The sequence below is a fragment of the Streptomyces colwelliae genome (genome assembly GCF_048158785.1).
Classification (GTDB): Bacteria; Actinomycetota; Actinomycetes; order Streptomycetales; family Streptomycetaceae; genus Streptomyces.
In genome coordinates this window covers 20,741-43,551 of the sequence record NZ_JBLTJC010000031.1, presented here as the reverse complement: position 1 = coordinate 43,551, position 22,811 = coordinate 20,741, and the positions used below count along the sequence as shown (strand labels likewise).

Annotated in this window: 19 protein-coding genes and 1 tRNA gene; 11 read left to right on the top strand and 9 right to left on the bottom strand. The window is 67.4% G+C overall.

What is annotated here, in order from left to right; translation table 11 throughout:
* Window positions 1-76 precede the first annotated feature (76 nt).
* Both ACNFOC_RS09680 and phoU read right to left on the bottom strand, forming a co-directional pair.
* On the bottom strand, window positions 77-232 hold the full coding sequence (locus tag ACNFOC_RS09680; RefSeq protein ID WP_019062518.1) for a hypothetical protein: 156 nt from the start codon (window positions 230-232) through the stop codon (window positions 77-79).
* Between the two features lie 111 nt (window positions 233-343).
* On the bottom strand, window positions 344-1,033 hold the full coding sequence (gene phoU, locus ACNFOC_RS09675) for a phosphate signaling complex protein PhoU (RefSeq protein ID WP_416958672.1): 690 nt from the start codon (window positions 1,031-1,033) through the stop codon (window positions 344-346).
* A gap of 238 nt (window positions 1,034-1,271) precedes the next feature.
* Between phoU and phoR the strand changes: the two genes are divergently transcribed.
* On the top strand, window positions 1,272-2,525 hold the full coding sequence (gene phoR / locus ACNFOC_RS09670; protein WP_416958671.1) for a two-component system sensor histidine kinase PhoR: 1,254 nt from the start codon (window positions 1,272-1,274) through the stop codon (window positions 2,523-2,525).
* A 5-nt stretch (window positions 2,526-2,530) separates the two neighbouring features.
* The gene (gene phoP, locus ACNFOC_RS09665) at window positions 2,531-3,202 is read left to right on the top strand and encodes a two-component system response regulator PhoP (protein ID WP_010985401.1); all 672 of its coding nucleotides are present in this window, start codon (window positions 2,531-2,533) and stop codon (window positions 3,200-3,202) included.
* Between the two features lie 118 nt (window positions 3,203-3,320).
* Here phoP and ACNFOC_RS09660 read toward each other — a convergent pair whose 3' ends face one another.
* Entirely contained in the window at window positions 3,321-3,977 is a 657-nt protein-coding gene (locus ACNFOC_RS09660; protein ID WP_416958670.1) for a copper chaperone PCu(A)C domain-containing protein, read from the bottom strand.
* Between the two features lie 588 nt (window positions 3,978-4,565).
* Here ACNFOC_RS09660 and ACNFOC_RS09655 point away from each other — a divergent pair.
* From ACNFOC_RS09655 to ACNFOC_RS09630, 6 genes are all read left to right on the top strand, one after another.
* On the top strand, window positions 4,566-5,048 hold the full coding sequence (locus tag ACNFOC_RS09655; protein ID WP_003953493.1) for a CarD family transcriptional regulator: 483 nt from the start codon (window positions 4,566-4,568) through the stop codon (window positions 5,046-5,048).
* Window positions 5,049-5,378: 330 nt separating this feature from the next.
* Window positions 5,379-6,131, top strand: coding sequence for a 2-C-methyl-D-erythritol 4-phosphate cytidylyltransferase (ispD, locus tag ACNFOC_RS09650; protein ID WP_416958669.1), 753 nt, complete (start codon window positions 5,379-5,381; stop codon window positions 6,129-6,131).
* A complete protein-coding gene (gene ispF / locus ACNFOC_RS09645; protein ID WP_416958668.1) occupies window positions 6,121-6,627 on the top strand; it encodes a 2-C-methyl-D-erythritol 2,4-cyclodiphosphate synthase in 507 nt (168 codons plus the stop codon). The genes ispD and ispF overlap by 11 nt, the downstream gene beginning before the upstream one ends.
* A 112-nt stretch (window positions 6,628-6,739) precedes the next feature.
* Window positions 6,740-8,143 carry a cysteine--tRNA ligase gene (gene cysS / locus ACNFOC_RS09640; RefSeq protein WP_416958666.1) on the top strand — a complete coding sequence of 468 codons (1,404 nt, stop codon included), beginning with the start codon at window positions 6,740-6,742 and terminating at the stop codon, window positions 8,141-8,143.
* 132 nt (window positions 8,144-8,275) lie between these two features.
* Window positions 8,276-9,217 carry a 23S rRNA (guanosine(2251)-2'-O)-methyltransferase RlmB gene (gene rlmB / locus ACNFOC_RS09635; protein WP_416958664.1) on the top strand — a complete coding sequence of 314 codons (942 nt, stop codon included), beginning with the start codon at window positions 8,276-8,278 and terminating at the stop codon, window positions 9,215-9,217.
* A 118-nt stretch (window positions 9,218-9,335) separates the two neighbouring features.
* Window positions 9,336-10,958 carry a DoxX family protein gene (locus ACNFOC_RS09630; RefSeq protein WP_416958662.1) on the top strand — a complete coding sequence of 541 codons (1,623 nt, stop codon included), beginning with the start codon at window positions 9,336-9,338 and terminating at the stop codon, window positions 10,956-10,958.
* A gap of 163 nt (window positions 10,959-11,121) precedes the next feature.
* Here ACNFOC_RS09630 and ACNFOC_RS09625 read toward each other — a convergent pair whose 3' ends face one another.
* The 3 genes from ACNFOC_RS09625 to ACNFOC_RS09615 form a co-directional block, all read right to left on the bottom strand.
* Window positions 11,122-11,853, bottom strand: coding sequence for a nucleotidyltransferase family protein (locus ACNFOC_RS09625; protein ID WP_416958660.1), 732 nt, complete (start codon window positions 11,851-11,853; stop codon window positions 11,122-11,124).
* A gap of 96 nt (window positions 11,854-11,949) precedes the next feature.
* Window positions 11,950-12,405, bottom strand: a complete 456-nt coding sequence (locus tag ACNFOC_RS09620) for a hypothetical protein (protein WP_416958658.1) — start codon at window positions 12,403-12,405, stop codon at window positions 11,950-11,952.
* A gap of 288 nt (window positions 12,406-12,693) precedes the next feature.
* Complete coding sequence (locus ACNFOC_RS09615; RefSeq protein WP_026151261.1) at window positions 12,694-13,830, bottom strand: ABC transporter ATP-binding protein; 1,137 nt, start codon at window positions 13,828-13,830, stop codon at window positions 12,694-12,696.
* A gap of 236 nt (window positions 13,831-14,066) precedes the next feature.
* On the opposite strand from ACNFOC_RS09615, the gene ACNFOC_RS09610 reads away from it, so the two are divergent.
* A tRNA-Thr gene (locus ACNFOC_RS09610) sits at window positions 14,067-14,140 on the top strand.
* Between the two features lie 928 nt (window positions 14,141-15,068).
* Here ACNFOC_RS09610 and ACNFOC_RS09600 read toward each other — a convergent pair.
* Window positions 15,069-15,242 carry a hypothetical protein gene (locus tag ACNFOC_RS09600; RefSeq protein WP_416958683.1) on the bottom strand — a complete coding sequence of 58 codons (174 nt, stop codon included), beginning with the start codon at window positions 15,240-15,242 and terminating at the stop codon, window positions 15,069-15,071.
* Between the two features lie 104 nt (window positions 15,243-15,346).
* Here ACNFOC_RS09600 and ACNFOC_RS09595 point away from each other — a divergent pair, with 104 nt between their 5' ends.
* Window positions 15,347-15,589 (top strand): hypothetical protein, encoded by a 243-nt coding sequence (locus ACNFOC_RS09595; RefSeq protein ID WP_416958654.1) that lies wholly within the window; start codon window positions 15,347-15,349, stop codon window positions 15,587-15,589.
* A gap of 281 nt (window positions 15,590-15,870) precedes the next feature.
* Window positions 15,871-16,392 carry a DUF1643 domain-containing protein gene (locus ACNFOC_RS09590; protein WP_416958652.1) on the top strand — a complete coding sequence of 174 codons (522 nt, stop codon included), beginning with the start codon at window positions 15,871-15,873 and terminating at the stop codon, window positions 16,390-16,392.
* 97 nt (window positions 16,393-16,489) lie between these two features.
* On the opposite strand, the gene ACNFOC_RS09585 is transcribed toward ACNFOC_RS09590, so the two are convergent.
* Both ACNFOC_RS09585 and ACNFOC_RS09580 read right to left on the bottom strand, forming a co-directional pair.
* On the bottom strand, window positions 16,490-19,930 hold the full coding sequence (locus ACNFOC_RS09585) for a Swt1 family HEPN domain-containing protein (RefSeq protein ID WP_416958650.1): 3,441 nt from the start codon (window positions 19,928-19,930) through the stop codon (window positions 16,490-16,492).
* A 66-nt stretch (window positions 19,931-19,996) separates the two neighbouring features.
* Entirely contained in the window at window positions 19,997-22,780 is a 2,784-nt protein-coding gene (locus tag ACNFOC_RS09580; protein WP_416958648.1) for a DUF1156 domain-containing protein, read from the bottom strand.
* Window positions 22,781-22,811: the final 31 nt, after the last annotated feature.

Below are 22,811 nucleotides of genomic sequence, written 5' to 3'. Positions count from 1 at the left end.
CCCGAGCACGGCGAAGGGGCCCGGCGCGGTGAAGCACCCGGGCCCCTTCGACGGAATCAAGGGCTCTGTACGTCGGTCAGCCGCACTGGCACGGATTGCCGGACTGGCACCCGCACCCGCAGCCCGAGCCGCAGCCGCAGGCACCGAAGAGCGGAAGGCTCTTGATCTCGGCGGGCTGCTGCGTCTCGCGCTCCTGCGTCGGGTCCGGCGTCGTGGCGGGGGATTCGGCCATGGGTCCTCCTAGAGGCTGGTGCCTGTGCCCATTGGATGCCCGCTTCGCCGGGCGCATCAACGGCGCATTGAGGCTTCCCCCGTAAGCCCCCGGCCGAGCGGAGACGGAGAGCTACGCGCCCTCCGCCCCCGTCACCGGCTGGATGTCCGCCTGCAACTCGTCCGCGTGCTCGCCCGTCACCAGGAACACCACACGCTTCGCGACCGACACCGCGTGGTCGGCGAAGCGCTCGTAGTAGCGGCCGAGCAGGGTCACGTCGACCGCGGTCTCGATGCCGTGCTTCCACTTGTCGTCCAGCAGGTGCTGGAAGAGCGTGCGGTGCAGGAGGTCCATCGCGTCGTCGTCCTGCTCCAGCTGGAGCGCGAGGTCGACGTCCTTCGTGATGATGACCTCGGCCGCCTTGGCCATCAGGCGCTGGGCGAGCTGGCCCATCTCGAGGATGGTCGCGTGCAGGTCGTGCGGTACCGCGCGGTCCGGGAAACGGAGCCGGGCGAGCTTCGCCACGTGCTGGGCGAGGTCGCCGGAGCGCTCCAGGTCGGCCGACATGCGCAGCGACGTGACGACGATGCGCAGGTCCGTCGCCACCGGCTGCTGCCGGGCCAGCAGGGCTATGGCCCGGGCTTCGAGGTCGTGCTGGAGGTCGTCGACCTTCTTGTCGGCCTCGATGACGCTCTCGGCCAGCTTCAGGTCGGAGTCCAGGATGGCCGTCGTGGCGCGTCCGATCGCCGACCCGGTCAGCCGGGCCATCTCCACCAGACCGTCACCGATCGAGTCAAGTTCCTCGTGGTACGCGTCCCGCATCAGGGTTCCCTCTCCTACGTTTGCTTCGGGGGTCAAGGAGCTCAGGGCGCCCGGGCCCGTCAGCGTGTCCAAATACCGGCCCTTCCACCCCACGCTCCCACGTTCCCTCTCCTACGCGACGGTTTCCGCCAACCCAAATGAACCAATACTGGCTCCAAGGTGAACTCTGGGCGACGAGTGTTCGAGGTCGCACTCCGATGGCTGTGGCCAGGAGGTATCCCATGCCTAACCTGGGGGCATGGACGTGAACGCGGCGGTCGCCGCAGCGGCAGCGATCGCCGGGGTGCTCACCGGCGTCATCGCCATGCTGGCGTTCCGCTGGAGCGAACGCGACCAGAAGCGACCGACCAGGACCTCCCTGCACACGGACCCGGTGCTTCCGCCGGGCGTGGACACCGTCCTGTCGGTGCTCCGCTCCTCGGCCGTCGTCCTCGACGAGGCGGACGCCGTGGTCAAGGCCAGCTCGGCGGCGTACGCCCTGGGACTGGTCCGCGGCGGGAAACTCTCCGTCGACCCCATGCTCAAGATGGCCCGGGACACCCGCCGCGACGGCGAGATACGCCAGGTCGAGCTGGATCTGCCCCGGCGCGGCACCGGCCGCGGGGAGGCCCTCGCGGTCTCCGCCCGGGTGGCGCCGCTCGGCTCCCGGCTCGTCCTGCTCCTCGTGGAGGACCTCACCGAGGCCCGCCGTATCGAGGCCGTACGACGTGACTTCGTGGCGAATGTCAGCCACGAACTGAAGACCCCCGTCGGCGCGCTCTCCCTCCTCTCGGAGGCGGTCATGGACGCCTCCGACGATCCTGAGGCGGTGGAGCGTTTCGCCGGCAGGATGCAGATCGAGGCCACACGCCTGACCAATCTCGTGCAGGAGCTCATCGACCTGTCACGGGTCCAGAACGACGACCCCCTCGAAGACGCAGAACCGGTCCGCGTCGACGAACTCGTCGCCGAGGCCATCGACCGCTGCCGGCACCAGGCCGGCACCAAGCAGATCACCATGGCCGCCGGCGGCACCGCCGACCTGCATGTCTACGGGAACCGGGGCCAGCTGGCCGCCGCCCTCGGAAACCTGGTCGAGAATGCCGTCAACTACTCGCCCGCCCGTACCCGCGTCGGCATAGCCGCCCGCCGGGTCTCCGCGGGCGGCGGCGACCACATCGAGGTCGCCGTCACCGACCAGGGCATCGGCATCTCCGAGAAGGACAAGGAGCGCGTGTTCGAGCGCTTCTACCGTGTCGACCCGGCCCGCTCACGGGCCACCGGCGGTACGGGTCTCGGACTGGCGATCGTCAAGCACGTGGCCGCCTCGCACGGCGGGGAGGTCACGGTGTGGAGCTCCGAGGGACAGGGCTCCACGTTCACCCTGAGGCTGCCGGAGGCGGGTGCGGCCCGCGACCGTGCCCACCAGCACCCCGACCTCGACGACGAGGTCGAGGCGTCCCCTGAACCATCCCCGTACGAACCGCTTCCCGCCCCGGAGGTCCTTCCGTGACCCGAGTGCTTGTCGTCGAGGACGAGGAGTCCTTCTCCGACGCCCTGTCGTACATGCTCCGCAAGGAGGGCTTCGAGGTCGCCATCGCGACCACCGGGCCCGACGGGCTCGACGAGTTCGAGCGCAACGGCGCCGACCTCGTCCTGCTCGACCTGATGCTGCCGGGGCTCCCCGGCACGGAGGTCTGCCGCCAGCTGCGCGGCCGCTCCAACGTCCCCGTCATCATGGTGACGGCCAAGGACAGTGAGATCGACAAGGTCGTAGGCCTGGAAATAGGAGCCGATGACTACGTCACCAAGCCCTTCTCGTCCCGTGAGCTCGTCGCCCGTATCCGGGCCGTCCTGCGCCGCCGCGGCGAGCCCGAGGAGGTCACCCCGGCCGCCCTCGAGGCAGGTCCGGTCCGCATGGACGTGGATCGCCACGTGGTCACGGTCTCCGGCTCCAAGGTCGACCTGCCCCTCAAGGAGTTCGACCTGCTGGAGATGCTCCTGCGCAACGCGGGCCGCGTACTGACCCGCATGCAGCTCATCGACCGCGTCTGGGGCGCCGACTACGTGGGCGACACCAAGACCCTGGACGTCCACGTCAAGCGCCTCCGCGCCAAGATCGAGCCGGACCCGGGCGCGCCGCGCTACCTGGTGACGGTGCGCGGCCTGGGCTACAAGTTCGAGCCGTAAACCGCGATCACTTTCTTACCGGCTCCACAAGGATCACCGGCTCTACGACGACGGGCGGGACCTCTCCGTGAGGTCCCGCCCGTCGTCGTAGGCGTACGACTGCTGTCGCTACGGCCGCTCAGCCGGTCGTGGTGGCCGACTCCGTGGCCGTGGCGCTCGCGGAGGCCGCGTCGGTCGGTGTGGCCGACGTGCTCTTGCCCGGCTTCGGAGAGGCGGAGCCGGTCGCGGTGGAGCCCGCGGCCGGCGTCGAGGGGATCGAGGTCGGGCCCCACTTGGTGAAGTAGCTGTCGGCCGGGACGACGAACGCGCTCAGGCTCACGCCACCGGTCGTGCTGAAGGTGAAGGTGACCTTCTGGGCGTTGCCGTCCGTGATGCCGGCGGCGTCGGCCAGCGCCGCGGAGGCGTTGCCCTTGCCGCCCAGGACGAGCGAACCGCCGGCCGGGACGACCAGCTTGCCCTTGCCCTTCGCGGGGGTGAGCTTGACGCTGCCCGAGCCGTCGACGCTGACGGAGTCCAGGGTCTGGGCCTTGATGCCGGTGTTGAACAGGGTCGCGGAGATCACCGCCGGGCCCGCGCCCTCGGTGCCGGACTCGGTGAGGGGCTGGGTGATGACGAGTGCGTTCTGCACCTTGATGGTGCCGACGGAGACGGCCGCGTTGTCCGGCTTGACCTCCAGCGTCTGGGCGTCGTTGCCGGCACCGCACGCGGCGAGGGAGGCGATCGAGAACGCGATGGTGGCGGCGGCGAGGGCGCCGCGTCGAAGGCTGCTGCTCACGGCGGCGGCTACTCCTTGAACGTGGGCGGAGCAGGGCGACTCCTGAATAAAGCCGCCCTAAGTGTCTGTCAGCGGCCTTAGGTTACCGAGCCGTTCCCGCACCACCGCACCCGACCCTCCCTCAACCGGGTACCCGTGTGCCTCAAGTGACTCGCGGGTCACTTGCGACCGGCACTCGTCCGGCATTCACATAAGCAGCTCAGACGTCTGTCGGCGGATTTTCGGTGAAGAATGCACGGCACCTCGGATAATTGATCACCGGCATCTCGGCGGGCTTCGGTGATCAATTCCGGATTCACCTCGTACCGGGCTCCGGCCACCGAACGGAGTAGCGGAAGTCGAGCACTTGGAACCAGACATTTAGGGACGTTCGTCCGCTTGGAGGCGCCTCCGGATGTGTGTAACGTACGCGTTTCACCTCGCCCGGAGAGCTGCTCCGACCTGCGAATACCCTCTTCCGCTCGGCCTCCGCAGCACGTTCCTGTTGCTGTTGTCAAGCCCCGAGATGTGCCCTGACCTGCGAAAACGCCATTCAGAACCCGCAGTTTCCGTGTTACCCTGGATAGCCACGGAAGGGGTACCTGTCACATGACGTTCAAGGTTGGCGACACCGTGGTCTATCCCCATCACGGGGCCGCGCTGATCGAGGCTATCGAAACTCGCCAGATCAAAGGCGTGGACAAGACCTATTTGGTGCTGAAGGTCGCTCAGGGTGACCTGACGGTGCGTGTGCCAGCGGACAATGCGGAGTTCGTCGGCGTACGTGATGTGGTCGGTCAGGACGGGCTGGACCGGGTCTTCGAGGTGCTGCGCGCTCCGTATGCCGAGGAGCCCACGAACTGGTCGCGTCGTTACAAGGCAAATCTGGAGAAGCTCGCCTCCGGCGATGTCATCAAGGTCGCGGAAGTCGTCCGTGACCTGTGGCGTCGTGAGCGCGAGCGCGGACTCTCCGCAGGTGAGAAGCGCATGCTCGCCAAGGCTCGCCAGATCCTGGTGAGTGAGCTCGCGCTCGCGGAGAACACGAACGAGGACAAGGCCGAGGCCCTGCTCGACGAGGTTCTCGCGTCCTGACGCAGGCGACTGGTACGCCCTGCTCAGCACACTGAAATGCCGTGGTGCCCGATGACAGCTCCCTTGTCGCCGGGCGCTTCGGCATGTTCAGGGGAATTTTCCGAGACCCCGACTGCGACTCCGGACTCCGTCGAAGACTCCGAGACCCGAACCTCCGAGACCTGAGACTCCGACTCCGTCGTACGTCGGAGAGACATCCCCCGATAATGGCGTGCCGGGCCCGGGCAGCTGGCTCGACCGGTGTCACGGAAGGGTCCGGTCAAGGCGTCGCGCCCGGCACTCCTGAGGCCATACCCACGTAGGTCGAGCACACAAACCTGACAGGAACCGATGTCTGACGATTCGCGCTCTTCGCAGGCGCAGTCCTCCGTCGCCGCCGTGATCCCGGCCGCCGGACGGGGCGTACGCCTCGGCCCGGGCGCCCCCAAGGCGCTCCGCGCGCTGAACGGCACCCCCATGCTGATCCACGCGATCCGCGCACTGGCCGCGTCCCGCGCGGTCTCCCTGGTCGTCGTCGTGGCCCCGCCCGACGGCGCGGCCGAGGTGAAGACCCTCCTCGACGCCCACGCACTCCCGGAGCGCACCGACTTCCTCGTCGTCCCCGGCGGCGACTCCCGCCAGGAGTCCGTGAAGCTCGGCCTGGACGCGCTGCCGCCCGGCTACGACATCGTCCTCGTCCACGACGCGGCCCGCCCGCTTGTCCCGGTCGACACGGTCGACGCGGTCATCGATGCCGTACGGGACGGAGCGCCCGCCGTCGTACCGGCCCTGCCCCTCGCCGACACCGTCAAGGAAGTCGAGCCGGCCGCGCACCCCGGCGACCCGGAGCCCGTCGTAGCCACCCCGGAACGCGCCCGCCTCCGCGCCGTACAGACACCGCAGGGCTTTGACCGCGCCACCCTGGTCCACGCCCACGAGACGGTCACCGACAACGTCACCGACGACGCGAGCATGGTCGAACAGCTCGGCCTCACGGTCGTGGTCGTCCCCGGCCACGAGGAGGCATTCAAGGTGACCCGCCCCCTGGACCTGGTCCTCGCGGAGGCGGTCCTGGCCCGCAGGAGGCTGAACGATGGCTTCTGAGACACCCTCGATGCCGTACCCCCTGCCCCAGGTCGGCATCGGCACCGACATCCACGCCTTCGAGGAGGGCCGCGACCTCTGGTGCGCCGGCCTGAAGTGGGAGAACGAGGGCCCGGGCCTGGCCGGCCACTCCGACGCGGACGTCGTCGCCCACGCGGCCTGCAACGCCCTGTTCTCCGCCGCCGGTCTCGGTGACCTCGGCCAGCACTTCGGTACCGGCCGCCCCGAGTGGTCGGGCGCGTCCGGGGTCACGTTGTTGACGGAGGCCGCGAGGATCGTCCGCGAGGCGGGCTTCACCATCGGCAATGTCGCCGTACAGGTGATTGGCCCGAGGCCGAAGATCGGCAAGCGGCGAGACGAAGCCCAGAAGCTTTTGTCGGAGGCGGCGGGAGCCCCGGTGTCCGTGTCGGGGGCGACGACGGACGGTTTGGGCTTCCCGGGCAGGGACGAGGGCCTCATGGCTGTGGCAACAGCCCTGGTCGTAAAACGCGCGTGAGCGGGCTGTTTTTCAGGGGCGCGGGGAACTGCGCGACCAGCCCCCACCGGCCCGCAGCTAACAATCAACCCAACCGTCTGAGGCACAGGGAAACGCCCACTACCCTTGTACCGTGACCATTCGTCTGTACGACACCAGCGCCCGGCAGATTCGCGACTTCACCCCGCTCACAGCGGGCTGTGTCTCGATCTACCTGTGTGGTGCCACCGTGCAGGCCGCCCCCCACATCGGCCACATCCGCTCGGGCCTCAACTTCGACATCCTCCGCCGCTGGTTCGAACACCGTGGCTACGACGTCACGTTCATCCGCAACGTCACGGACATCGACGACAAGATCATCGCCAAGTCCCGTGAACAGGGCCGCCCTTGGTGGTCGATCGGCTACGAGAACGAGCGCGCGTTCAACGACGGTTACAGCGCACTCGGCTGCCTCCCGCCGACGTACGAACCGCGGGCGACCGGCCACGTGCCCGAGATGATCGAGATGATGCGCGGGCTCATCGAGCGCGGTCACGCGTACGAGGCCGACGGCAGCGTCTACTTCGACGTGCGCTCGTACCCGGAGTACCTCCAGCTCTCCAACCAGGACATCGACGACCTGCGCCAGCCCACCGAGGACGGCATCACCGGGAAACGCGACCCGCGCGACTTCGCGATGTGGAAGGCGACCAAGCCGGGCGAGCCCGACTGGGAGACCCCGTGGGGCCGCGGCCGCCCCGGCTGGCACCTGGAGTGCTCGGCGATGGCGCACAAGTACCTGGGCCCCGCCTTCGACATCCACGGCGGCGGCCTCGACCTGATCTTCCCGCACCACGAGAACGAGATCGCCCAGGCCAAGGCCTACGGCGACGACTTCGCCCAGTACTGGGTGCACAACGCCTGGGTCACCATGAGCGGCGAGAAGATGTCGAAGTCGCTCGGCAACAGCGTCCTCGTCTCCGAGATGGTCAAGCGGTGGCGGCCCATCGTCCTGCGCTACTACCTGGGCACCCCGCACTACCGCTCGATGATCGAGTACAGCGAGGAGGCCCTGCGCGAGGCCGAGTCCGCGTTCGCGCGGATCGAGGGCTTCGTGCAGCGGGTGGTGGAGAAGGCCGGGGGAGTCGTCGAGCCCGCCGCCGAGGTGCCGCCGGCCTTCGCCGAGGCGATGGACGACGACCTGGGCGTCCCGCAGGCGCTCGCCGTCGTACACACCACGGTCCGGCAGGGGAACTCCGCCCTCGCCGCCGACGACAAGGAAGCCGCCGTAGCGCGGCTCGCCGAGGTGCGCGCCATGCTCGGGGTGCTCGGACTCGACCCGCTCGACCCGCACTGGGTCGGCGAGGGCGGTGACCGCGGCGAAGACCTGCACGGTGTCGTGGACACCCTGGTCCGCATGGTCCTCGACCAGCGCGAGGCCGCCCGGGGCCGTAAGGACTGGGCCACCGCCGACGGCATCCGCGACCAGCTCAACCAGTCCGGCCTCAACATCGAGGACGGCCCGCAGGGCCCGCGCTGGACCCTCGGCCCCCGCTGAACCCACCCCGATCGCACCCTGATCGCACCCGGTCAACGAAGATCGACTGTGCCGCCCGGCCCTCCGGGCGGCACACTGCATAGACGTACGTACGCACCACACCCCCAGACGGGTCACACAGACAGGTAGGTCATGGCAGCCAACAACCGCCGCATGTCCGGCAAGAAGGGCGCGCAGGTCGGCAGTGGCGGCCAGCGGCGCAGGGGCCTCGAAGGCAAGGGCCCCACCCCGCCCGCCGAGGCGCGCAAGGGCCACAAGAAGAACCGCGTCGCCAACGCCAAGGCCAAGCAGGTCCAGCGCCGTCCCGCGCCGCGCGGGCGCGGCGGCAAGGGCACCTCCGAGATGGTCGTCGGCCGCAACCCGGTCGTGGAGGCGCTGCGCGAGGGCGTCCCGGCGGTCACGCTCTACGTCCAGCAGTTCATCGACAACGACGAGCGGGTCCGCGAGGCGCTCCAGCTCGTCGCCGAGCGCGGCGGCGTCCACCTCATGGAGGCCCCCCGCCCCGAGCTGGACCGCATGACGAACGGCCTCAACCACCAGGGCATGGTCCTCCAGGTCCCGGCGTACGAGTACGCGCACGCCGAGGACCTCGCCAACGCGGCCTACGACAAGGGCGAGGACCCGCTGATCGTCGCCCTCGACGGGGTGACCGACCCGCGCAACCTCGGCGCGATCGTCCGCTCGGCCTCCGCCTTCGGCGGGCACGGTGTCCTCGTGCCCGAGCGGCGCGCGGCCGGGATGACGGCCGGTGCCTGGAAGACGTCGGCCGGCGCCGCCGCGCGTACGCCCGTCGCCCGCGCCACCAACCTGACGCGCGCCCTCGAGGCGTACAAGAAGGCGGGCCTCGCGATCGTCGGTCTCGCGGCCGACGGTGACACCGAAGTCGGTGAACTCGCCGCGCTGGAAGGCCCGGTGGTCATCGTGGTCGGCAGCGAGGGCAAGGGCCTGTCCCGACTCGTGGGCGAGACCTGCGACTTCAGGGTCCGGATCCCGATGCCCGGCGGTGGGGAATCCCTCAACGCCGGTGTGGCGGCGGGAATTGTGCTCTACGAGGCGGCCCGCAAGCGTTCCTGAACGGACGTTCGGCACCGTCCCCCACTCGGGGCAATCTGGGCGCCGGGCACACGCTTGACGCGGTCCGGACACTTCCGGCGAGTCAAAGCAGTGTCCTAAACACACGTCACTCGGTTAGATGAGTGTGGACACCAGAACACCCCGCACACCCACGGGGGACGGCCCGTCGGGCTTCGACGACGCTCCCGCGCTGAGCATGGTGAAGGTGCCGAGCGATCCGGCGCAGATCATCGTCAATCATGCGAGCTTCCGCGTGCAGTTGGGCGCCTCGTCGCGTCCCCCGTCGCCGCGGATCGCACGGCACCTGAGCGCCACCGAGGTCCCCGGCCGGATCCCCGCCGCCGGCGCGCGCCGCCGGCCCGTCGTCTGGAGCGGCAAGTCCGCCCCGGACGACACCGGCGCCCACCGGCTGCTCCAGGCCGTGCGCGGCACGGGCGTCCGCCACGGCGACGAACCGGCCGGCGACGCCGGAGCCACGCAGGTCATCCCCCGTATCGACAGCGGCGGTTACGACGACGACCTGACCGCGCAGACCATCGAGACCCCGGTCGTCGGCGCCCAGCGCGGCGGCGATCACGACACCGGCGAGACCCGACTCCTGCCGCCCATGCGGACGGTGGGCAGCGCCTACGACGAACCCGCCTACGACGAACCCGCCTACGGGGACCCGGAGTTCGAGGACTTCGAGGGCACGGAGAGCGAGCGCCGCACCAGACGCAACCCCAACGAGCCCGTACGGCACGCCTATTACCCCGGCCGCCGCATGAACCTCGGGGTCGTCCTCCTCCCGCTCCGTATCTTCCTCGGCTTCATCTCCATCTACGCGGGCATGGGCAAGCTGTGCGACCCCGTCTACTTCGACGGCGGCAAACGCGGCTCCATGGTCAAGTGGCTCAACACCCTGCACCCGTGGGAAGTCGCCGAGCCCCTACGGCAGTTCGCGCTCCAGCACCCGGTCGGCTCCGGGCTCGTCATCGCCTTCGCCCAGGTCATCGTGGGCGTCCTCACGATCCTCGGCCTGTGGCAGCGGGTCGCCGCGGTCTTCGGCGCGCTGCTCTCGGCGGCACTGATCGTCACGGTCAGCTGGAAGACCGTCCCGGCCTACGACGCGCCCGACATCATCTATCTCGCCGCCTGGTCCCCGCTGATCATCGCGGGCGCCCCCGTCTACTCCATCGACGGCCGCCTCGCGGGCAGCGCCTGGCGCCGCCTCGGACCCCGCGCCGACATCTGGGAGCTGCGCCGCTACGTCCTGCGCCGCGGCGCCCTCATCACGGCCGTCTCCATCGGCCTCACCCTGCTCGTCGGCTCGCTGCTCGGCGGCGCGGTCCGCGACTCCAGCCGCGTGGTCGTCCCCGGCCCCGGCGAGGCCCCGCGCAACGAACTGCCGGGCACCCCGCTCCCCGGCGAACCGACCAAGAGCCGCAGCAGCAGCCCCGAGGCGTCCAAGTCGCCGTCCCGGCAAGCGCCTTCGGCCAAGCCCTCGGGCGCCGCGACGACCCCGGGCGCGACCCGCTCCTCCTCCGGTACGGCCACCAGCGGCGCCCCCAGCCAGACCCAGGGCACCGCGGGCCGTACCCAGCCCCAGCAGTCCTCCCCGGCCGGCCAGGCCCCCAGCACCACCTCAGGACCCACGTCCAGCGGTGGCACCAGCGGCGGCACCGGCTCCAGCGGCGGCTCCAGCACCGGGGGTTCATCCTCCTCCGGCCAGCCGGGCCTGGTGGGCGGCCTGTTGGGGTAACTGGGCCGGTGGGCGGCTTGTTGAAGCAGTCGCCCACCGGCTGACACACAGAGAGAGAGGGCCTGCACTTTTCAGTGCAGGCCCTCTTAGTTACCCCAGGGGCGCGGGGAACCGCGCGACCAGCCACAGCGGACCGGCACTCGAAGCACAACCTGACTGACCGTCAACGCCCTAGCGCAGCAAGCTCCTTGGCGGCTTCCCTGAGGTCCTTCGCGGTATCGATGGCCCGCCAGTAAGCCCCTTGAGGAATCGGGAACCCGGCCAACCGCCGCTCACGAGCAAGGTGAGGGAACGTCGTCCGCTCGTGATCCCCCCGCTCCGGCAACAACCCAGCGAATTCGGGCGAGAAGACGTACACCCCCGCGTTGATCGCGTACTGCGTCGGCGGCGACTCGATGAAGTCCGTGACGCGCCCGAAGCCGTCGGTCTGCACGGCCCCCCAAGGGATCCGCGGCCGGGCCAGCGCGATCGTGGCGACGGCGTCGCGCTCGGCGTGGAAGTCGGCCATGTCGCGCAGCGAGAAGCGGGTCCAGATGTCGCCGTTGGTGGCGTACCAGGCGCTGTCCGGGCGGGGCAGGTGCGCGGCGGCGTACTTGAGGCCGCCGCCGCGGCCCAGGGGCTCCGTCTCGACGACCGTGGTCACCTCGACCGGCAGGTCGGCCGTCTTCAGCCAGTCCTGGAGCACCTCCGCGAGATGCCCGCAGCTGACCACCACGTCGGTCACGCCCTCCTCGGCGAGCCAGACGAGCTGGTGGCCGATGATCGGCGTCCCCGTGCCGGGGATCTCGACCATCGGCTTGGGCCGGTCGTCGGTGTACGGGCGCAGCCGGGATCCCTGGCCACCGGCCAGGATCACGGCTTGGGTGGGGCGCGACGTGGCGTTCGGATCGGTCATGACCCGAACTGTACGTGGCGGCCCCACCGTGTCTTTCGGCTGCAACCGTTCCTTAATCAGCCGTTACCGACCTCCTACTCCGGGCGCCGGCTCCGGTCAGCTGTGCGCGGCCATGACCCCGGAGGCGAACGCGGTGTCGCACACGGGGCGGGCGTAGGACTGGGCGCGTGCGGCGCCGTAGATACGGACCGCGGCGCGGCCCAGTGCGCGGGCGATGGAGGTGCAGTGCGTGGAGAGCGACGGGTGGCCGTTCACCGCCTCCTGGAGGTGGGTCAGGACGACGCCGGGGTTCTTGTCCTGGAGCTCGGTCATGAGCTGGTCGCGCAGGATGTCCTGCGGGGCGCGTGCGGCGGCCCGTGAGGAGGCTCCGGCCGCCGTGACGTCCGTGGCGGTGAGCATCGAGCTGGAGGGGCTGCCCGACCAGTTGACCCGGGTGACCGCGAGGGTCCCGGAGAGCACCATCATGACGGGCAGGACGAGGGCGAGGGTGCGGCCGACCCGGCGGGCGGGGCCCCGGCCGCGTCGCGGCTGTTGGTTATTGGAGTGCTTCACGCGTGTGAGGGTAGCGTCCGGTAATGATTTGGCGACATTTAGTCACCAATTCGGGGGATGGATTGGTGCCTCGAATTGGGTAGGGCGTTGACGAACACTGCTCGAAATGACGGGTCTGCCGGGGTATTTGTCGACAGGGCCGGGCGTGGTCCGGCGGCGATGCGCAACGGACAGGGCCCCGCGGCGAACCGCGGGGCCCTGTCGTCGAACGTTTGATCAGCCGGTGAGATCTGATCAGCTGGTGAGACCTGATCGGTCAGTGGGACCTGATCGGTCAGTGGGATCTGGTCAGTCGGTGAGGCGCTCGCCCGTGGAGGTCGAGAACACGTGGATCTCGCCCGGACGCGGGACCACGTGGAGCGTGGAGCCCTTCTCCGGCACCGAGCGGCCGCTGACGCGGACGACCAGGTCCTTGAGGTTGTCGTCGACCTTGGCGCTGCCGTAGACGTAGCCGTCCGCGCCCAGTTCCTCGACGACGTTCACGGAGACGGCGAGACCGGCCGGGGCGTCCTCGGAGTCCTTCGTGAGGGACTTCGCGGCCTCGCCGTTGTGCTCCTCGATGTCGAAGTGCTCGGGGCGGACGCCGACGGTCACCGTGCGGTCACCCTTGTCGGACGCGGCCTTGAGGGCCTCGCGGTTGACCGGGACGACCGAGTTGCCGAACTTCACGCCGCCGTCGGTGATCGGGACCTCGATCAGGTTCATGGCGGGGGAGCCGATGAAGCCGGCGACGAAGAGGTTCTTGGGACGGTCGTACATGTTGCGGGGCGAGTCGACCTGCTGGAGCAGACCGTCCTTGAGCACCGCCACCCGGTCGCCCATAGTCATGGCCTCGACCTGGTCGTGGGTGACGTAGACGGTGGTGATGCCGAGGCGGCGCTGGAGCGAGGCGATCTGCGTACGGGTCGAGACACGGAGCTTGGCGTCGAGGTTCGACAGCGGCTCGTCCATGAGGAAGACCTGGGGCTCACGCACGATGGCGCGGCCCATCGCGACACGCTGGCGCTGACCGCCGGAGAGCGCCTTCGGCTTGCGGCCGAGGTAGTCCGTGAGGTCGAGGATCTTCGCCGCGTCCTCCACCTTCTGGCGGATCTCGGCCTTGTTGACGCCGGCGATCTTGAGCGCGAAGCCCATGTTGTCGGCGACCGTCATGTGCGGGTACAGCGCGTAGTTCTGGAACACCATGGCGATGTCCCGGTCCTTCGGCGGCAGGTGCGTGACGTCGCGGTCACCGATGCGGATGGCGCCGGCGTTGACGTCCTCGAGCCCCGCGAGCATGCGGAGCGAGGTGGACTTGCCACAGCCGGAGGGACCGACGAGGACGAGGAACTCGCCGTCCCCGACCTCGATCTCCAGACCGTCAACGGCGGGCTTCTCGGTGCCCGGGTAGATCCGGGTCGCCTTGTCGAACGAAACAGTGGCCATGGTGAAGGGCCCCCTTCTACCGGCAGGAACGTGCCGGACGATCCGTTGTAGGAAGGTGGTGGTGTAGTCCACGCGAGTGAACTGGGTCAGGACGGTACCTGGCGTTTGCCTGGTCTGTCAGTACCTGAGCCCATGTGAACTTCGAGGAAATTTTCGACAGGGGGTGGCGGGGACCTGGGTACACTGCACGGGCACGTGATCGCGCGCGTCCCGGGCACGCAGCACGTATCGCGCAGGCCTCCTTAGCTCAGTTGGCCAGAGCAACGCACTTGTAATGCGTAGGTCGTCGGTTCGAATCCGACAGGGGGCTCCTTCGAAGGCCAGGTCATATAGCTTCTGACCTGGCCTTTCCTCGTTCCCTTGAGCGGGTACCGGTCTAGACCACTTGTTGATTGGGCCCCGAAGTGGCCAGATGGGGCCCGATCTGGGGCCAGCGTGGGTCCGGTTCATCCGCCTTCGGTTTCTTTCTCCGAGTATGTGGTGATGAGGTCTAAGCAGGCTGAAGCCTTCGCGGTGTGCATGCTGGTCAGCATCCGTCTGGCATGTGTGGGTCGCTATGCGCGTCGAGGAGTGCCCGAGAATCGCGTGCACTACTTTCAGCGCGGCGTCGGCGGCCAGCGCCGGGCCCTCGGCCTCGTGGCGGTCGTCGTGGAACCGGATCGGCGGCAGGCCGGACAGCTCTACCGGTGGGTCTCAGCGGTCGGAGAAGTATTGCGGGTGGCGCATCTTGCAGTCCGGCGAGGCGGGCACGGTGCTCCAGGCGGCGCGAGTTGTCGGGAACAACACCTGACGCCCCACGGGGACCGCGCCTCACCACCCCACCAGCGGACGACGGCACAGCCCGGTGACCCTACGGAATCGCCACTTACCCGGCCTGCCCGAAGGAACCCGGCGTGGATCTCCAGCCGATCACCTACTCCGAGTCCACCGCCGCCGACCGCCCCTGGCTCGCCTCCCGGCACGGACTCGACAGCCCACTCACCGTCATCCTCGACGTCGCCCTGTGCACCAGCGGCACGCACTACAAGCCCAGCAGCCTCCTCCAGCCGCGCAACACCTTCCTCGCCCGGCATCCCGCTTGGCAGGGTCACCGCCACCGGCCTCTACGGACCGTGGGACAAGGCCGCCACCGGCGGCCGCGCCACCTTCACCGGCGTCCTGCTCGCCGCGGTCCCCTTCGCCCCGACCAGCACTCGCGCCGGGGCGGCCCTGCTGTGGCACGGCGTCGCCGCGGCCGCTCACATCCCCGGCGGCTTCAACCCGGCAGACATCGCCCAGTCGACCGCGCCGATCCACTTCGTCTGAGGAGCCGCGCCGATCATGCTCGACACCCTGCTGCGCGACATCGACGCCGCCGACAACAGTGCCTCGCCCGCACCATGACCACCCCAGCCGACTACGAGCTGACCCACACGGTCATGCCCGAACGCCGCCTGAACTCCGTCAAGTTCCGCATCAAACGCAGCAAGCGTGGCGTGAACGCCGCGAAGTTCGCGCGTACGACGCCCAGACCGCCGTGGCCCGCCGTCAGGCCAAGAAGGTCATCGCCGAGGGCATGCCCCCGCCGCTCGGCCAGAAGCTGCTGACCGGCGAACTCAAACAGATCCTCCTCGACACCTCCCGCGGCGCCGACGCCACGGAGTTCGTCGAGCTGCTTTATGACGACATCGAGCGTCACGTCGAGTCCATCCACGACCGCATGGAACTGGCCGTCGGCGACCTTCCCGCCGATGGGATCTTCACCCGCAACGGAGTTTGAACGGCCTCTACCTAGAAGCCGACTTCGGCATCCTCGCCGCCAACATGTCTACAGCCGCTAAGCCCTGGTCCGACCCGACCAGTGATCGCCTCGCCGACGAACTCCGATAGATCGAATACCTCCGTACGTCGCGGACGTTCGCTACCACGGAGGCCCTCAGGGGCTACTGGTACCCGCTCATCAGCGGCGTTCCAGAACTCGCCGACCTGCGCAATCGGTGGGCGTCGTACCATCAGGAGTCGGCAGTCGTCCGGCTGAAGACTGCCCCCGATAGAGGTGTGATGACCGCGCCGGTCGCTGTTTCCGGAGCCGATCAGCGGATGTTGTGCGCGATCTTGCTCAACCCGCCCCTGCGTCCCGCAGCGGAGACGATCTCGCACCGCAATCTGCTTGCCGCGCTACCACTGATCGGCTGCGCCGAGCTGAGACTGGCCAATCTGATCGATCTCCAGTCCAAGGACCAGACACAGCTGGCCAGCCTCGTCGTGACGGAGGAGGACCTCGAAAGGTCCCGTCAGCAGCTGTCCGAGGCGATCGAGGGGGCTGATGAGGTTCTGTTCGCCTGGGGTACCGGGAGGATCACCGGTGTCGTGGGAAGACTCCTCAAGGAGCAGGCTGCGTGGGTGCGTACGCACGTGGACGCCCGTGGTCTACGAAAGGTCTGGATGGTCGCCGGCACGCCGAGACATCCGTCGCGGTGGCGGCAGTTCGTAGGCCCAGAGAAGCAGCGTGTCGAGGGGAGCTCATTCGAAGAGCGGCTGGCCAAAGTGCTGACCAGCCATGAGTCGAGCGCGCTCCCGTAGCAGCCGCTATCTCGCCCGTCATTGGCGACTGGACAGAGAGCCGTGTGCTCGACGACCGCGGGTCCAAGACCCGAGGCCGCCGAGCGCATCGTCTGGACTATTCGTCCTCAAAGCCGTACTGCTCGAACTTCAGGGTGCGGGCATTTTCGGTGACGACTCGGACCTTGTCGTCCGAGTAGCCGTCCTTGCTGTGCGCCTCGATCTCCAGGCGGATACGTACCTCGGCCCCAGGAGCGGACCGCAGGTGCGGAAGGATCTCCTCGACGAACTTCGCGAAGTCACGACCGCTGCGCTCTGCATCCACTGGATATGAGCCGAAGAAACGGACGTTTCGGATCGGCTCCGGCTCCGGAGCAGGCGGAGTCGCTTGCGTCGTGGAGACATCGGCGGAGCTGCCTTCACTGGAGGTGTCGGCGTCATCGGCTGTCGGCGAATCGCTGGCTGCCCGCGCAGCGGCCTCACGTTCCGCTGTTCTACGAGCCGCCTCGGCCAGATCTCTTTCCCGCTGCTCGTTCGCCTGCTCGGGCTTAACGAGCAAAGTGGCGTCGGTTGGCAGACCGAAGGAATCCTGCATGGGCAGAGAGAGACCGACGTAGGTGCCGCTTGCTTCGTCGTATCCCTCGGCGAGCGCGAATCCCTCGGCTTCCCAGGTGATTCCCTCCGACAGGACGGACAGCACAGCCTGTTCAAGTACGGACCGGTCCCGAAGGCGCATCAAGTAGGGGTGCTTGCGGTAGTAGTTCCACAGTGCACCGAGCGAGACGTGCCCGGACTCCCAGACCGGCCGCAAGTGGGAGTTGAGATCCAGCCGGATGTTGAGGGCACCGAACACCGTGGTGAACTGCCCTGCGCTTACCAGCACCTTGGAAGCCCGTACGGCGAGCCTGTCTTCGCTGCCTTCGCAGCGGATCGGACTGAGTACGTATTCCTTGTCGCCCTGTGGTTGCTTCGGCACGATCAGCCAGGTGTACGTACCCGCGATCCTCAGGTTGACCGTCTCATCCGCTTGGGCGCAACGGCTCTCGGCGAGGCCAGCCTGCTGGGCTGTGAGGTTCAGTCCGGCTTCCCCTCGTTTCGCGTACGCGTCCTTCCATGCAAGGTAATCGCGTACGGCGTCTTCGAGCTCCTCGAGGCGCCGATCATCAGGGGCGAGAAACGCCAGCTGGTTAACGTTCACCCGCGTGGCAGTGCCGCGCTGCTTGAGGCACTTCTTGACGAACTCCAGTGCCTTGGTGTCCTTTTCCCCCTTGCTGTGGAAGAACTTGGGGTGCAGCAGGACCAGCCGGGCCTCTTCCAGGTCCGGCACGTCCGCGGTGCCGTCCGGGGCAGTGTGAACCCGAGCGAAGTCCCCGGAGGGCTGCCTCTGGGTCCGGTTGAGGCGGTCGGCGATCTCCGCCCAGACTTCCTCGGGACGGTCGCGCAGCGCCTCTGCAGCATCCTGAACATGGCGCGTGATGGACGCCTGGGTGCTGTAGTAGTAGCGCCCGCTTTCCGGGTAGAAGAACGTGGTGCGCTGACTGAGCAAGTCGAGCGCGGAGCCGAAATTCCCGATCGTGTCGCCGGGTACGGCCGTACCCAGCCACACGTATTGGCGGTCGATGCCCTTGTGATCGCTGCGCAGGGTGGGCGCCGAGCCGAAGTACACCGTGCGGGCGAGCCGGCGGGTGAGCCGCCGCTGGCCGAAGGTGGTGCGCTCCTCGTCGATCCGGACGGGGACGGACCCTTCTCCGTCGACGTCAGTGGAGATGATGACCTTCCACTCGTCGTCGAGGTACTGGTTGAGCTCGCTGACGACCTTTGCATCCTGGAGTGGGATCGAGCCGGGCATGATGAGGGGCCCTGGGTCGTTGGCTGCCCACAGCGCGTGGACGACGGTGCTCATCATGCGCAGGACACCGCGGGTGCGCTGGAACCGTTCCAAGGTCGACCAGTCCTTGTAGAGGCGGTCGAAGAGCTCGGGGTGTATCGGGTAGGCAGCCTTGATCCGGTCCTCGTACGCTGGCTCGGAGCATTCGCGGGGGAACTCGCCCTGCTTCGAGCGGTAGAACTCGACGAACTGTCTTGCCACAGCGGCGATTTCAACTTTGCCATCGGCGTCGGGCGCTTCGAAGAGTCGACGTCGGACGATCTCGAAGGACTCCTGGGCGGTGGCTGGCTGCCAAGGGTCGGCCACGCGCCGCACGACATTCTGCAGCCGTTTGAGGGCGGCCTGACCATGCAGACCACCGATCTCCAGATCACTGGCGCCGGTCGAGTCTGTGTCGCTGCCGTCTGCCTTGTGCGATGCCGGAATAGAGACGATCAGAAGCGCGCCGGGGACCGCCTTGACCGATTCGGTCAGGGTCTGGGCGAACGTGAACTGGCTGTCGAAGGTGCCGGCGGGCAGGTCATCCTTGCCATACAACTCACGTGCATAGGCGACCCATTCGTCGATGAGGATGAGGCAGGGGCCGTAGTCGGCGATCAACTCCTGCAGCGCTCGCCCGGGGTTGGTGCCGGCTTCGTCGTCCTCCGCGATTCGGTCGTACGCTTCCCGGCCGCCGAGTTGCCAGGCGAGCTCGCCCCAGAGCGTGTTGACGTGGGTGCCGTCGCCCTTGAGGTCCCCCTTGGCCGGCCTGATCCGATTGCCGACAAGCGTGACTCGCTTCACTTGACCTACGGAGTCCCAGGCGACACCGGAGTCCGCAATCAAGTCGTGGAGTTCCTGCGGGAAATCGGCGAGCGGGGTTCCGGAGGCCAGGTGGTACAACGCCAGCATCGAGTGGGTCTTGCCCCCACCGAAGTTGGTCTGGAGGTTGATGACGGGGCTGGCGTTGGAGTCACCGGAGAGCCGTCGAGCTGCCCGGGTGAGGAGGTCACGCAGTCCCTCGGTGAGGTAGGTACGCTCGAAGAACCGGACAGGGTCGGTGTATTCCTCGCTGCTCTCGTTACGCTTCACGCCGTCCAGGTCGGCGGCGAACTCAGCGGAGGCGTAGTTTCCGGAGGCCACATCGCGGTGTGGGCGGATGATCTCGCGCCAGGGCTTGATGCTCTGCCCCCTGACCAAGCCGGGGACACCCACCGCTGCGCGAGCCGACTCCTTCACCGCCTCGCGGGTCTCCGTCTCGTACATGGCCCGCAGCAGGTTCTGCTTCTCCTTACGGGCAGCTGCTGCCCGCTCGGTGTCGCCGGCCGACGTCAGTAGCCGCTCGACCAAGTCGAGCACGTGCGCGGCATCTTCGGGGCTGTACCGCTCGTTGTGCGCCCACTTGTTGCGGTGATCGCGGAGGAGGGAGGCGATGGACTGCTCACCGCGGGAGAGCTTGTCCCTGAACCCGGCTCGCCACTCCTCGGTGATGACCTTGAGGAGCACAGCTGGGTCGGACTTGGCGTAGACCCGGTTCGTTCCGAACTTCTGGGTATCGCGGGCCTCGAGGACCTTGATCCAGTCGCCCCCGTCGGGCGTGGCGGCTGTCATGATCTCGTCGACGAAGGGCTCCAGTCCCTGCGCCAACAGTTCGAACCCGCGATTCACGCGGTCCCGGTTGCTGATTGCCATCGCCTGTCCTCGTCCCCGTCCTCTGTCCTTCGGTGCTGATGTCTATGGTGCAACGGCCCGCAGCTGCTACTCCTCGTCGAACGTGAACCCGTCCTGAATCAGCTTCGGAGCGGAGGCCGCCTGCTTGCGCGCAGCAGCGGTCAGATCGGACCAGGACTGACCGAGGCCGTTGAAGAGGATCGCGTCCTGAGTGAGTCCGTGCTTCTCGCAGATGGCGAAAAGTAGATATGCCAGCTCCTGGGCCACGTCCATGTCGACGCGGGCGCGGGCGGCTGCCATGAGGCGGGCTGCGGCGTCCCCGCCCTCTTCGTCCAGAGCCTTCGCGAGGTGCAGGACGACCTCCCAGAGGCTGATGCGCTCGTCGGTCTCTGGATGCCAATCGGAGGGCAGCTCAGAGAAGGGCAGGAGTTTTGCCTTGCCGGCGACGGCTCGGAAGACACCACCGCGTTGGACGCCCTCGACGGAGGTGTTGCGGCCACGGGCAAGGTTGTCGGCATCGCCGAAGGAGCCCTCGGTCCAGCCGAAGTTCTTGAACCACTGGACGCAAAATCGGGTGTCGGAGTCGAAGTCGCCTTCTTGCTCGGACAGCACTTCGTCCAGGATCTGGTTGATGAGAATGAGTGCAGTACGCACACTCATCGGCTTCCCGTCCGGTTCGAGCACTTGGGCGTATCGAGAGAAGACGGCCATCCCGGGGCCGATGGCCGCTTGTGCCAGGTCCACTGGGGCGATGGCGCCCTGCTGCAGCTCATTGAGTTTCTCTGGCATCTCTTCCTTGAGGGCATCAAGGAACGTAGGTCGAGTGACCATCTCGGAATTTTCTGGACGCGGTCGACAAGCGAGAACGATCGAGGAGGCCAATGCATTGCTTGCGTTATCCCGTGACCGGCCTGCCCTCTCGGTGCGCATAGGCCAGGTTCCAGTAATTCGGAAGCCAGCTTCGATGAGTCCAGCCAGCAGCGTCTCCCAACCGGTTGACGCGACGCCGTCTTCCTCGCTCTCCGCTTGTTTGAAGGCGTAAAAGATTGTGACCGGAATCCCTTCCCCGCCTGCTTGGCGAACCCGGGAAAACACCTCGATGAATCCGCTTTCGAAGTGGGATTCGGCTTTTTCCTTGCTGCCTTCAAAGCGCATTGGGTCAGCGACCAGCTCGGCGCCCTTCGGCGTGAGCATGGTGCTCGTCACGTCAGGGAAGAAGCGTCCCACGGACTTGCGGAGCCACACGTAGAAGAAGTCGGCTAGATCCGCGTATCCGATATTGTCATAATATGGAGGGTCGGTCGAGATGGCGACATCGGCATAAGATCGCTCGGCCGCGTCTGCTTTTTGCGAAAACCCCGCCGGAGTTGCGGGCAGATTCCGCACCGACTTCGCTACGGTGGCGACAGAGATATTGACGTCACCTGCCGCGTTAGCGAATGGATACACTTCCGCGAAATCCCATGCCATCGGGATGGCTTGACGGGAGAAGAGATTCCGAGCTTGGTTACGACTGTTCGACCAAGTAACTAGTGAGTTGTTTAGATCTGTTGTGCGACTGAATGCTAGACCTTCGTAGAGGCAGATATCTCGAGCATATTCTGCCGCTTTCTGGTTGGACAAACCTGCGGCCTCGGCGTCCGCCGCGATCGATTCCTGAAGGTTGCGAACGAGGTCGCTGAAGACTCTCAGGGTCTCCAGCTGGCGATGGGTGAAGAGATCGACGTGGTGTGTCATGCCGTAATTCGGCGTAGTCAGATAGCGGGGGTTATGAGGAATCTCTGTGTCCGGGACACCATCTGGACACGGGATGTCTGCGGCTTTTTCGTGTTCCCTGTTTGGTGGTAGGTAGGTTCGACCGCGCTTTCCTTCTGCAGCAATGGCCATGAGTTGCTGGCCGATACGGCCTGCCTTGCCTTCCGTGCGCACATACGAGAGCGGAGTAGTGTCACCGCATCCGATACATGTGATGCCGGTGCGCTGCACCGTTCCATCCGTGTCTTCTCTGGGAACCTGCTTGATGTCGTGGCCAACGCCGAAGACGACACGCCCGTTCTCCACGCGATGCACGACGTACGCTTCTTGACCTTTTTTCTTTCCAAGCCACCAAGACTTAGTCAGAGGCATCTCGATGCCGCACGCGGGGTTCGGACACTGGACTGTCCGCGCCCAGAGCCAAGCGATGATGTTCGCCGGGCTGCCGTCTTCAAGCTTAGCCTTTGGGTACAGATGGCCAATTCGCTTCTCTGCCTCGTTGCGCATCCGCTTTCCGTAGCGGAGTACGTCCTCCGCCAGGCCCGTGGCCTTCGGCCACATCCCTTCGGCCTGGCCGTCCTTGCTCAGCTTCTCCTCAGCAGCTCCTGGGAATACCGGCGGCTGGCCAGCCCACTTCGGAGGGATCTCAATCAGGGCCTTATTGATCAACACTGGGACGGGATTGAGGTCCGAGGCGTGGGCCTCCAAGCCCAGACGCTGAGCTTCGAGCGGAATCGAGCCGCCGCCCGCGAATGGGTCCAGGATGGCAGGGGGGTTGCCATCTGTGGACTTAAGGATCTCCTCATGGGCCTCGCGCAGTAGTGCATCGTCCGTGGTGTTCTCCCACACCACAAGGCGTTCAATGAGGCGGAACAGCCGCTGACGCTCGGCAGCAACCGCTTCCTCCGTCGGGAACTTGTCTGGGTGCGAGGAAGGGTCGTCCACAAGTTGGGCGAAGAGCACCGCTCGGCACGCGGCGAGCGGGCGACGGGCCCACCACAGGTGAAGCGTCGACGGGTGCCCGTGCCGGATGGACTTCTCTCGCGCGGATTCGCGGTTGATCGCTTCCAGCGGCAGCGCAACCTCGATCAGTTTACGCTTGGGCGTGGTCGTCATGCAGGGCGCTCTTCTCTTCGGGCAAGGCGGG